Genomic DNA, 10985 nt, shown 5'->3' with positions numbered 1-10985 from the left:
CTATGGGCCCAACCCGGATGCCATGCGCGAACTTGTTTCGCGTGGCGCGACACTGATCGTCACTGTCGATTGCGGCACCAACAGCGCCGTTTCCATCGATGCCGCCAACGAGGCTGGGGCCGATGTCGTGGTGCTCGACCACCACCAGGTCGGCGGTGCCTTGCCGGCGGCAATTGCCGTCGTCAATCCCAATCGCGACGACGACCTTTCCGGGCAGGGCCATCTCTGTGCCGCCGGCGTGGTCTTCCTCGCCCTTGTGCAGACGGCCAGGATCCTGCGCGGCCGCATGGCCGATGCTACGCCGCCGGACCTGCTTTCGCTGCTTGATATCGTGGCATTGGCCACAGTCTGTGACGTGGTGCCGCTGACCGGCGTCAACCGCGCCTTCGTGGTCAAGGGGCTGCAGATGGCGCGCCAGCAGAAGAATGAAGGGTTGGCGGCACTGGCACGCGTGTCGCGTATCGGCGAGCCGATCAGCACTTTCCATCTGGCCTATCTGATCGGCCCGCGCATCAATGCCGGCGGACGCATCGGCGATGCCGCACTTGGTAGCCGGCTGCTTGCGACCGACGACCCGGTCGAGGCGCGCACCATTGCCGAGACGCTCGACCGGCTCAATCAGGAACGGCAGTTGATGGAGCAGGAGATGCTCGCGGCGGCGCGCGTCGAGGCCGATGCAGAGCTCGCCGGCGGCAATGGCCCGGCTATCGTCGTCACCGCCTCCAACAGCTGGCATCCGGGTATTGTCGGCCTGCTCGCTTCGCGATTGAAGGATCATGCCCGGCGGCCCGCCTTCGCCATCGCGTTCAATGCTGTGGGCATCGGCACCGGTTCGGGCCGCTCGGTCTCGGGTTTCGACCTCGGCCGGCTGGTGCGCGAGGCGGCCGTTGCCGGTCTGATCGTCAAGGGCGGCGGCCATGGCATGGCGGCGGGCATCACCGTGGAGCGGGCAAGGCTTGGCGAACTCAGGGCGTTTTTCGAAGAACGGGCGGCAGCCGACGTGTTTCGCCTGCAGGGCGAGGAAAGCCTGGCCATAGACGGCGCACTTGCCGCTGAAGGCGCGACGCTCAGCCTGCTCGACGCGCTGGAACAGGCCGGACCCTTCGGTGCCGGGCATGTGGCCCCTGTTTTCGCGTTGCCGCGCCACCGATTGGCCGATGCGCGGCCGGTCGGCACCAACCACATCCGCGTCGAACTGCAATCGGAAAGCGGCGGCCGCATCCAGGCGATCGCCTTTCGCGCTGTCGATACCGCACTTGGCGAATTCCTGTTCAAGAACCGGGGCAAGACGATCCACGTCGCCGGTTCGCTGTCAGGCAACTACTGGAATGGCAACCGCACCGTGCAGTTTCGCATCACCGATGCGGCTCGTGCGTAGGCTTTGATCAGGCGAGAACGGTCTGCAGCCGGGTCAGTTCGCCGATCTGCGCCATCGTCGCCTGATAGCCGAGGTTGATCGCCTCGTCGGCGCGGTGGAATTCGGTCAGGCCGATATGGCTGAGCTTCGGCTGCAGCGACATGTCAGGCGGGTCGCCGGCAAGCCTGGCGCGCGAAATGCGGTCCTGAATGATGTTGAAGGCCTCGACCATGACGCCGGTGATGCCGAGCCGCGTCTGATGCGACTGGCGCTCGGCGTCGATCTGACCAGGCCGCGGCGCGTCCTTTTCAACGACCAACTCGCCGGCGCTATGCTTGATGACGGCGGCGCGGCCGAACAGATCATAGTGAAGGTTGACCGCCACGACGAGCGGCTGCTCATAGGCGCGGCAGACCGATACCGGTACCGGGTTGACCAGCGCGCCGTCGACCAGCACGCGGCCGTTGCAATTCACCGGCTCGAACACGCCGGGCAGCGCGTAGGAGGCGCGCATGGCGGTGATCAATGAGCCGCTCGACAGCCAGATTTCGTGGCCGGTGCGGATCTCGGAGGTGACCGCGACGAACGGCTTGGCAAGGTCCTCGAAACGAATGCCGGCCATGTGCTCGCGCAGCCTTGCATCGAGCTTCATACCGCCGAACAGGCCGCTGCCGCGCAAATTGAGATCGAGCAGGCCGAAGATGCGTCGCTTGGTCAGGCTGCGGGCGAATTCTTCGAGCTCGTCCAGTTTGCCGGCGAGATAGCAGCCGCCGACCAACGCGCCGATCGAGGTGCCGGCGATCATCGACACTTCGATGCCGGCTTCGTCGAGCGCGCGCAGCACGCCGATATGCGCCCAGCCGCGGGCGCAACCGCCACCCAAGGCGAGCGAAATGGCTGTTTTCTTCTGGGAGTTCGTTTCGGACGCGCCGCCTGACGAGGATAGGCCGTTGGCCTCCCTGACATCTGGTCTGTTACGCAATGACGCCCACTCGAGCATCATGATCTCCCTTGTCCCACGGCTACTATACGAGCGGGCCGTATCGAAATGATGAATCTGTGTGGTTGGTGTCAGGCAGAAGGTTCAAGCTGGTGGTTTCCGATACGTGTTTTCCGTATCGAACAGCGGCTTGCTGCCGTCGCCGGCAAGCGTCCCCTTGCCATCGACCAGCCCCACCGTCCGATAAAAGCATGAACGCCGGCCGGTGTGACAGGTTGCGTCGTGGCCCAACACTTTGACGCGCAACCATATGGCATCCTGGTCACAATCCGTGAGCATCTCGACGACATGCTGAAAATTGCCTGATGTTTCGCCCTTTTTCCAAAGCACGTTGCGCGAGCGCGACCAGTAGTGGGCGATGCCGGTCTCCAGCGTCAGTGCCAGTGCTTGCGCATTCATATGCGCAAGCATCAACAGCATGCCGTCTCCGGCATCGGTGACGACGACCGTGACCAGCCCGGCTGCATCGAAGCGCGGCGAGAACACCGCGCCTTCCTCGAGCGCTTTCTTGTCCGACGGAGCTTTTGGAAATTCCAGTGCCGACATCGCCGGTCCATTTTCCTCGTTGACCATGATCTTGTCCGAAAACCGGTCTCCACTTTTCGGGATCATGGTCTGATGGCCGGCGAGGGCCATTCAGATCCCGCCGCCACGCACCATGGTCACGAAACGAACCTGCTCTTCGGGCGTATCCTTGAAGACGCCGGTGAAGGTCGAGGTCAGCGTAGTTGAACCCTGCTTGCGGATGCCGCGCATGGCCATGCACATGTGCTCGGCCTCGATCATGACGGCGACGCCGCGCGGATTGAGCACGTCCTGGATGACGCCGGCGATCTGCGCCGTCAGCGCCTCCTGGGTCTGCAGGCGGTGGGCGAAGATATCGACGACGCGGGCGATCTTGGACAGGCCGACAACCTTGCCATCCGGCAGATAGCCGACATGTGCCTTGCCGATGATCGGCACCATGTGGTGCTCGCAATGCGAATGGAATGTTATGTCCTTGACGATGACCAGGTCATCGTAGCCGGCGACCTCCTCGAAGGTGCGGCCGAGCTCGTCCGCCGGGCACATGTCGTAGCCGCCGAACATTTCGCGATAGGCCTTTGCCACCCGCTTCGGCGTGTCGACCAGCCCTTCGCGGTCCGGATTGTCGCCGGTCCAGCGCAAAAGCGTGCGCACGGCGGCTTCGACTTCGGCTTCGCTTGGCCGGTCGGTGACCGGCTTTTCCATATAGGCTGACTGTGGCATGAGCTTCTTGATGACGGCATCCATAAAGGCGTCTCCCGTAGTCCCTCTCGGCGGAGGAACGAGTTGAACGGACCACGACCTTTCGGTGTCGGAAACTCGCCCCGTTTCCAGCCCCGTAAGTGGCGTGAACTTCCCGGCAAGGACATTGGCTTTCGTCGTTCTTGTCGATACCGGACTGCCAGCATTATATAAGGTCATAGCGAGCGAAAGGAAGACACGACAGCGGCAATCGCTGTTCGCTTGGCGGCGACGGATTGGAAAATAATGATAAACGAGGTCTACAACGCGAAAATTCTCGGTTTTGCCGGGAACATTGGCCGCATCGGCCGTCTCGATCATCCTGACGCGACCGCCAAGGCTCACTCCAAGCTATGCGGTTCCACGGTCACCGTCGACCTCAAGATGCAGGACGGCCTGGTCACGGACTTTGCCCATGACGTGAAAGCCTGTGCGCTCGGCCAGGCGTCGTCATCGATCATGGCGCAGCATGTCGTCGGCGCGAGTGCTGAGGAATTGCGCGCGGTGCGCGACACCATGCTGAAGATGCTCAAGGAAAATGGCGCCCCGCCGGACGGTCGCTTCGCCGACCTCAGATATCTGGAGCCGGTGCGCGACTACAAGGCGCGGCACGCTTCGACCATGCTGACTTTCGATGCCGTGGTCGACGCCATCGGCCAGATCGAGAAGAAGCGCGCCGAAGAAGCGGCCTGACCTTGGGGTTTGGCTACCAAAGCCTGGTGTTTGCCGGGAGCCTTGCTGGCTCACTCGCGTTGGGCGGGACCCCGAGCCGGGCAGACGTAGCGGTCGAGCGCGATATCGGCGACTATCTCATGAAGGCAATCCAGCATTGTTGGAACATGCCTGCAAACACCCACAGCATTGCACGCGTCCAGATCAGTCTGAACAAGGACGGGTCACTCGCAGGCCCGCCAAAAATCCTCGGTCCTGTGACGACGCCGCCGGACAAGGTTGCCGAGTCCGCTGTCCGGGCCATCGCACGCTGCGCGCCATTTCCCAGGCTGACATCATATGCTGCCCACTATGATATGTGGCGCGATGTCATCCTCACATTCAACCCGGGAGAAGACTCACCGGGCGAGCTTCCGGCCGCGGATACGCTCGACAAACTCTTCGAAAAATACCGCAAGAAGGCCAAGTAGCGGGCCCGGCCGGAAGGTTCAAGCCTGCGCTTCCAGCACCCGCCTGCTTTCGGCAAATTCGCTTCTGAGCCAGTCGGCGAACGCGGCGGCCGGTTCCGAGAGGTCGCGCAAGTTTCTGGCCACCAGCCAATAGGCGCCGGATGCGACGTCGATGTCGAACGGCTTGACCAGCGCGCCGGATGCGATTTCCGCGCCGATCTGCAAGAGATCGCCCAAGGCACGCCATGTCCGAGCAAGGCGGCCTGCTTTGAAAGCGACGCATCCGCCAGCATCGGCCCGCGCGCCGGTATGGCGTCGGCGGGCACGCCGGCCGCTTCGAACCAGCGCGCCCAGCCCTGGCGGTTCTCCTCGTGCAAGAGCGTGTAGCGACCAAGATCGATCGGCCTGTCGAGGGCAGGGCCAGAGGCAAGCAGCGCCGGCGACAGGACCGGCGAATCGACCGTCGAGGCAAGCCGCTCAGCCTGACTGCGCGGCCACGAGGTGGCATGCGCGCTGAAGCGCAAGGCAAGCTCCGGCTGATCGCTGCGGAACTCGATCAGCCTTGGGTCGACCTCGAGCGAGACGTCGATGTCAGGCCGCAATTGGCGAAACCGGTTGAGCCGCGGCACCAGCCACACGGATGCAAGCGACGGCTCGACACTGACGCGGACCACGGACTGCGCCGGTGTCGCCACCAGTTCTCCAAGCAAGGTATCGATGGCGTCGAAACTTCTGACAAGCTGCTCCAGCAGACGCCGCCCGGTGTCGGTCAGTTCGACACGGCGATGGTGACGTTCGAACAAGGGTTGGCGCAGGAAGGTTTCGAGTTCCCGGATCTGCCGGCTGATCGCCGCCTGCGAGACGAAAAGCTCCTCGGCGGCCCGGCTGAAGCTCAGATGCCGGCCCGCCGCCTCGAAGCTCCTCAATGCCGTCAGCGGCAGGCGCCCACGCTTCATTTCGCATAACCCAGGATTATCCGAAGTGGAAATTATACTCGTTTGAAGGCGAAGGCCAGCGGCGGTCTAATCCATGTCAAAGGAGACCGACCATGATCCAGTTGCTGAGCATCTTTGGCGATGTCATGCGGATCGCAACGTTTCAATGGCGTGACAGAAGACAGCATGAAAAGCGTTACGAAGAGCCGACCAGTCGTGGCCGGTGGGCGTCTTCGCCTGACAGGCAGCCGTTTCGCCGTTCCGCCCGTGACGACTGAGTGCGCACAAGGAGTGGGGATTGCGTTCTCCAGTGGAAGCTCACATCTATCGCCTGGGAAACGCGATACGGAGACTGTGGTGCGCGACCAGCATGGGCATGCGCATATCGCCAGGCCGCCGAAACGCGGCCGCAACTGGCCCGGTCCATGGCGCAAGACGCCGGGCCGTCTCCTCGGCACGTCGCTCGTGCGCCTCTATCAGCTGACGCTGTCGGGCTTTGTCGGCAATACCTGCCGGCATCTGCCGACCTGTTCGGAATATGCCCATGAGGCGATCGCCCGCCATGGCCTGTGGGCCGGCGGCTGGATGGGATTGTTCCGTGTGCTGCGCTGCGGGCCATTCGGCACGCATGGCATCGACCGCGTGCCGGAGGTGCTGGAGGATCGTTATGTCTGGTTCACGCCATGGCGGTACTGGCGGATCGGCAGCAAGCGCGGCGAAGCGCAGGGGTGATCGCGTCGGTCAGGTACCGGCGGCTCTGCCCGTTTACGATCCGGTAGGGTTAACAACAGCCTGCACAAAGACTGCGCATTTGAGACAAAATCGAGACAAGAGACCTCGCTAAGCCGCTCGCGAACCCCCCTCTTGAGCGAGCAGACAAATGCGCAATTTCGACCGTCTTCCCTTCATCTTTGCCGGGATACTGTTCCTGCTCGCCTGGCTGCTGGGATTTCCGTTGCGCGCGCAATCGGCGCCGCTGGGGGACGTGCAGTGCACGGTGATCGCCGATGCGGCGAGCGGCAAGACGCTTTACCAGGACGGGGTGTGCGACCAGCGGTTCAGCCCGGCGTCGACGTTCAAGGTGCCGTTGTCGCTGATCGGCTATGACAGCGGGATCCTGAGCGACGAGCACACGCCGAGCTGGGATTACAAGCCTGAATTCAGCGCGGTGAAGCGGGATCAGAAGACCGTCGATCCGGTGGTCTGGGAGCGAGATTCGATCCTGTGGTTTTCCCGGGAAATCACCCGCCGGCTTGGGTCTGAGAGTTTTGCCGGTTATGTCTCGAAATTCGACTACGGCAATGCCGATGTTTCCGGTAATCCCGGCAAGAATGATGGTTTGACCAAGTCCTGGGTGAATTCCTCGCTCAAGATCACGCCGGTCGAGCAGGTCGAATTCCTGCGCAAGCTGCTGGCCCGCAAGCTGCCTGTCTCGGCCAAGGCCTACGACATGACATCAGCCATCATCCCGACCTTCCAGGCCGGGGATTGGACGGTGCAAGGCAAGACCGGCAGCACCAGGCTGCGCAACGACGCCGACAAGGTCCAGGACAAGCGCTCGCTTGGCTGGTTCGTCGGATGGGCGAACAAGGATGGCCGCCAGATCGTCTTTGCGCGGCTTGTCGTCGATGCCAACCGTACGGACATGCCAAAGGGCCTCAAGACCCGGGCTGCGTTCCTGAAGGATTTGCCGCTCCTCATCAAATGAACGCTGACATTTGAGCCGGGCTTTACGGCGGCGGAATCTGTCCATAAAAGACAGCCGCTGCCGGACGCATCCGGCTTTTCCCTATGCATGTCGTAACCCAAAACCGCCATACACTTTTGGGCGACATGCATTTCAACCACCCGCGCTCGTTTGCGGGACTGGATAGGAGATATATATGCTGAATTCCGTTTCCCTGACATTTCCCGATGGCTCCGTCCGCGAATATGACGCGGCGATGACCGGTGCTGGCCTCGCCGAATCGATCTCCAAATCGCTGGCCAAGAAGGCGGTCGCCTATGCGATCGACGGCACGGTTCGCGATCTCAGCGATCCGCTCGGCAAGTCCGGCAAGGTCGAGATCGTCACCCGCGACGACCCGCGCGCGCTGGAGCTGATCCGCCACGACGCGGCCCATGTGCTGGCGGAAGCCGTGCAGGAGATATGGCCGGGAACGCAGGTGACCATCGGGCCGGTGATCGAGAACGGGTTCTACTACGACTTCGCCCGTAACGAGCCGTTCACGCCCGACGATTTTCCGGTGATCGAGAAGAAGATGCGTGAGATCATCGCGCGCAACAAGCCGTTCACCAGGGAAGTCTGGTCGCGCGACAAGGCGAAAAAAGTGTTTGCCGACAAGGGCGAACGCTACAAGCTGGAGTTGATCGACGCCATTCCCGAGGATCAGGATCTCAAGATCTACGCGCAGGGCGACTGGTTCGACCTCTGCCGTGGCCCGCACATGGCCTCGACCGGGCAGATCGGCAATGCCTTCAAACTGATGAAGGTGGCCGGCGCCTATTGGCGCGGTGATTCGAACAACCCGATGCTGACCCGCATCTACGGCACGGCCTGGGCTGATCAGGCGCAGCTCGAAGCCTACCAGATGATGCTGGAGGAGGCCGAGAAGCGCGACCATAGGAAGATCGGCCGCGAGATGGACCTGTTCCATTTCCAGGAAGAGGGACCGGGCGTCGTCTTCTGGCATGCCAAGGGCTGGAAGATGTTCCAGAACCTGGTCAACTACATGCGCCGCCGCCTCGACGAGCAGGGCTATCAGGAGGTCAACGCGCCGCAGGTGCTCGACAAGAGCCTGTGGGAGACGTCAGGCCATTGGGGCTGGTATCGCGACGCCATGTTCAAGGTGACGGTCGCCGGCGACGACACCGATGACGACCGGGTCTTCGCGCTGAAGCCGATGAACTGTCCGGGCCATGTGCAGATTTTCAAGCATGGGTTGAAGTCCTATCGCGATCTTCCCGTAAAGCTTGCGGAATTCGGCAATGTGCACCGCTACGAGCCGTCGGGCGCGCTGCACGGGCTGATGCGCGTTCGCGGCTTCACGCAGGACGATGCGCACATCTTCTGCACCGAGGAGCAGCTGGCCGCGGAGTGCTTGCGCATCAACGATCTGATCCTGTCGACCTATGCTGATTTCGGTTTTGACGAAATCAGCGTCAAGCTGTCGACGCGGCCCGATAAACGCGTCGGCACCGACGAAGCCTGGGATCATGCCGAGGCGATCATGGGGAGCGTGCTGGAGACGATCAGGACACGGTCCGGCAATCGCATCAAGACCTCGATCAATCCGGGCGAGGGCGCCTTCTACGGCCCGAAATTCGAATATGTGCTCAAGGATGCCATCGGCCGCGAATGGCAGTGCGGCACGACGCAGGTCGACTTCAACCTGCCGGAACGGTTCGGCGCCTTCTATATCGGCTCCGATTCCGAGAAGAAGCAGCCTGTGATGGTGCACCGCGCGATCTGCGGCTCGATGGAGCGCTTCCTCGGCATCCTGATCGAGAACTATTCCGGCCATTTCCCGCTGTGGTTCGCGCCGCTGCAGGTGGTGGTGGCGACGATCACGTCGGATGCCGACGGCTATGCGACCGAGGTGGTGGCAAAGCTGAAGGCCGCAGGGCTGTTGGCGGAAGCGGATCTGCGCAACGAGAAGATCAACTACAAGGTCCGCGAGCACAGCCTAGCCAAGGTTCCGGTCATCCTCGTCTGCGGCAAGCGCGAGGCGGAAGAGCAGACCGTCAACATGCGCCGGCTGGGCTCGCGCGACCAGGAATCGCTTGGCCTCGACCAGGCGATCGCGCAACTGACCGAGGAAGCTGTTACACCCGACCGCCGGCGCAAACGCGCGGCTTGATTGGCATGGTTTCGACCAAATGGCGGTGGAGCGATCCACCGCCATTTTCATAGTAGGCGGTATGTCCTTCACACCTTGTCGGCGACCATCGGGTTGATTGCCAGGACGCGCTGCCTTGAAGACGCGACCACCACGCCTTGTGAAGTGGATTAGGCTCCGTAAAAAGCCGGATGATAAAGGACGACGCCTTGCCGAGCGTCAGGGCCAAAATCCAAACATTGGAAATACTCCGGCGGAACGTCTGGAAACCTCAGAGTGGGGTCGGCCTTGAACCCAAATCGGGAATAGTAGCCGGGATCGCCTAGAACCACGCATCCAGCCGCGCCAAGCGATTTTATCCGGTCAAGTCCAGCTTCTATTAGCTGAACACCGACGCCTTGCCGCTGTCGGTCAGGTCGCACTGCAACTGGCCCGAGACCGTACCAATTGACTTCGGTGCCGTCGATCTTGACTGAAGAGAAGGCGACATGACCAACGATCTCACCATCTTGTTCTGCCACCAAGGAAACCGTCAACGCGCCTCCCGCTCTCAGGGCGTCAACAATGGCTCCCTCCGTTCCAGCGCTGTATGGCGCACCGTCGAAAGCGGTGGTGACCAGCGCGCGGATTTCTGCAATGTCATGGGCGTTTTCTGGTCGTATGATCATGAGATTCGTGTAGCAAACCACCGTCGGGCCGCCAAGACGCTCTCGCCTCCGCGCCTTGACCCCATCGGGCCAGTGCCGGTGGGGGCGGAACATCGGTTACTTCATATCCCTGTCACGCCGACCTTGTAACGAGCCCTCATGCTCAAGCTGAAATTGCGCGAACGACCCTTTCCCGAGCTTTCCTATGCCAATCCGCGCCAGCCGGCGCTGACACGCTGGTTCATTCATTCGGTCGAAGGCCTGTCGGGCCGCGACCGCTACACAGCACTTTATGATTTCTGGCGCCGCCAGGTCGTGCCGACAGGCGAACGCGTGTTCAGCCGTATGCTCGAACTGATCGACGTCCGCGTGCGGACATCGGATCAGTGGCCGCCGGCACAGTTGCCGAACACGCCGCTGGTGATCGTCGCCAATCATCCGTTCGGCATTGGTGACGGCATTGCCGTGCTGTCGTTGGTCGAGCAGCTCGGACGCCCGTTCCGGGTGATAATTCACAAGGACCTGCTCAAGATCCGCGAGATGGAGCCTTACTCGCTGCCAATCGACTTTTCCGAGACCAAGGACGCGCTGAAGAACAACATGGCCGTGCGCCATGAGGCGGTGCGGCTGTTGAAGGAAGGCGTCACCATCGTGGTGTTTCCGGCCGGCGGTGTCGCCACCGCGCCGAAGGGCTTTGGCCAGGCACGCGACTTGCCGTGGAAGATGTTTCCCGCCCGTCTCGTCCAGGACGCCAGGGCGTCGGTCATCCCGATGCATTTTTCCGGGCAGAACGGCAGGCTGTTCCATCTGGTCAGCGGGC

Annotated in this window: 11 protein-coding genes and 1 pseudogene; 7 read left to right on the top strand and 5 right to left on the bottom strand. The window is 62.2% G+C overall.

The window, feature by feature from the left end:
* A partial coding sequence (gene recJ, locus EN939_RS08385) for a single-stranded-DNA-specific exonuclease RecJ (protein ID WP_127267648.1) occupies positions 1–1378 on the top strand: 1378 nt, incomplete at its 5' end.
* 7 nt (positions 1379–1385) lie between these two features.
* Here the strand turns inward: recJ and EN939_RS08380 are convergent.
* From EN939_RS08380 to folE, 3 genes are all read right to left on the bottom strand, one after another.
* The gene (locus EN939_RS08380; protein ID WP_127267650.1) at positions 1386–2357 is read right to left on the bottom strand and encodes a patatin family protein; all 972 of its coding nucleotides are present in this window, start codon (positions 2355–2357) and stop codon (positions 1386–1388) included.
* A gap of 84 nt (positions 2358–2441) precedes the next feature.
* On the bottom strand, positions 2442–2903 hold the full coding sequence (hisI, locus tag EN939_RS08375; protein WP_127267649.1) for a phosphoribosyl-AMP cyclohydrolase: 462 nt from the start codon (positions 2901–2903) through the stop codon (positions 2442–2444).
* Positions 2904–2993: 90 nt separating this feature from the next.
* The gene (folE, locus tag EN939_RS08370; RefSeq protein ID WP_027036853.1) at positions 2994–3629 is read right to left on the bottom strand and encodes a GTP cyclohydrolase I FolE; all 636 of its coding nucleotides are present in this window, start codon (positions 3627–3629) and stop codon (positions 2994–2996) included.
* A 240-nt stretch (positions 3630–3869) separates the two neighbouring features.
* Here folE and EN939_RS08365 point away from each other — a divergent pair, with 240 nt between their 5' ends.
* Positions 3870–4316, top strand: a complete 447-nt coding sequence (locus EN939_RS08365; RefSeq protein WP_127267647.1) for an iron-sulfur cluster assembly scaffold protein — start codon at positions 3870–3872, stop codon at positions 4314–4316.
* Between the two features lie 2 nt (positions 4317–4318).
* Positions 4319–4765 (top strand): cell envelope integrity protein TolA, encoded by a 447-nt coding sequence (locus EN939_RS08360; RefSeq protein ID WP_127267646.1) that lies wholly within the window; start codon positions 4319–4321, stop codon positions 4763–4765.
* Positions 4766–4783: 18 nt separating this feature from the next.
* Here the strand turns inward: EN939_RS08360 and EN939_RS08355 are convergent.
* Positions 4784–5700 (bottom strand): annotated as a pseudogene (locus EN939_RS08355) (LysR substrate-binding domain-containing protein).
* Between the two features lie 336 nt (positions 5701–6036).
* On the opposite strand from EN939_RS08355, the gene yidD reads away from it, so the two are divergent.
* From yidD to thrS, 3 genes are all read left to right on the top strand, one after another.
* A complete protein-coding gene (gene yidD / locus EN939_RS08345) occupies positions 6037–6411 on the top strand; it encodes a membrane protein insertion efficiency factor YidD (protein ID WP_127267644.1) in 375 nt (124 codons plus the stop codon).
* Between the two features lie 148 nt (positions 6412–6559).
* Positions 6560–7387, top strand: coding sequence for a class D beta-lactamase (gene blaOXA / locus EN939_RS08340; RefSeq protein ID WP_127267643.1), 828 nt, complete (start codon positions 6560–6562; stop codon positions 7385–7387).
* A gap of 175 nt (positions 7388–7562) precedes the next feature.
* Positions 7563–9539, top strand: a complete 1977-nt coding sequence (thrS, locus tag EN939_RS08335) for a threonine--tRNA ligase (protein ID WP_127267642.1) — start codon at positions 7563–7565, stop codon at positions 9537–9539.
* Between the two features lie 149 nt (positions 9540–9688).
* On the opposite strand, the gene EN939_RS08330 is transcribed toward thrS, so the two are convergent.
* Positions 9689–10186, bottom strand: coding sequence for a GNAT family N-acetyltransferase (locus EN939_RS08330; RefSeq protein WP_127267641.1), 498 nt, complete (start codon positions 10184–10186; stop codon positions 9689–9691).
* Positions 10187–10324: 138 nt separating this feature from the next.
* On the opposite strand from EN939_RS08330, the gene EN939_RS08325 reads away from it, so the two are divergent.
* Positions 10325–10985: 1-acyl-sn-glycerol-3-phosphate acyltransferase (locus EN939_RS08325; RefSeq protein ID WP_127267640.1), on the top strand; the 661-nt coding region annotated here is incomplete at its 3' end.

This window comes from Mesorhizobium sp. M7A.F.Ca.CA.002.05.1.1, from assembly GCF_003998335.1.
In the GTDB taxonomy this organism is placed as follows: Bacteria; Pseudomonadota; Alphaproteobacteria; order Rhizobiales; family Rhizobiaceae; genus Mesorhizobium.
Note: the sequence above shows the minus strand (reverse complement) of the source record. Positions and strands in the feature narration are given on the sequence as shown.